Source organism: Phocaeicola sp. RTP21198st1_B8_RTP21198_201120 (assembly GCF_040929485.1).
In the GTDB taxonomy this organism is placed as follows: Bacteria; Bacteroidota; Bacteroidia; order Bacteroidales; family Bacteroidaceae; genus Phocaeicola; species Phocaeicola dorei.
In genome coordinates this window covers 1-471 of the sequence record NZ_JBCOCI010000296.1, presented here as the reverse complement: position 1 = coordinate 471, position 471 = coordinate 1, and the positions used below count along the sequence as shown (strand labels likewise).

Below are 471 nucleotides of genomic sequence, written 5' to 3'. Positions count from 1 at the left end.
CCACCGGCATTAATAAGAAAAGTCTTTTTCCACTCGTGTCCGTTCCATTTTGCATAGTAATAATCATGAGATTCTTTATTATCGCTGATACGTACCATTGCTATCACCGGATTTCCGTTCCTGTCCGAAGCTATTTGCCATACCCAGTCACGTTCAGAAGGATTATCCACTACCGTAGACGGGTATTGTTTCGCATAATCACCTGTCTTGTTCACCTTAAATGTGCCGTCGGCAATAGTAGAAAGTACGGTTCCCCTGACATCAGTCAACTGCAATGTTTTGATATCGATATAATTAAAATAAAGGAAGTTTGGAAGTTCATTATCCGGATGTCCCGTGGTGTAAGTCAAATAAATCTTATCTTTCCCGTTAGACATGTATTTCGCATACGGACGGGCGCCGGTAGATTGTACGATTTGATACGGTCCCCATACTACATCCACCTCATCTTTGTCGTCCGGTAATGAAAGC

General features: G+C 42.3%; 1 protein-coding gene. It reads right to left on the bottom strand.

Translation table 11 applies throughout. The features are described 5' to 3' along the window. The coding region (locus AB5935_RS25595) for a BNR-4 repeat-containing protein (protein ID WP_368327826.1) at window positions 1–471 on the bottom strand (471 nt) is incomplete at both ends.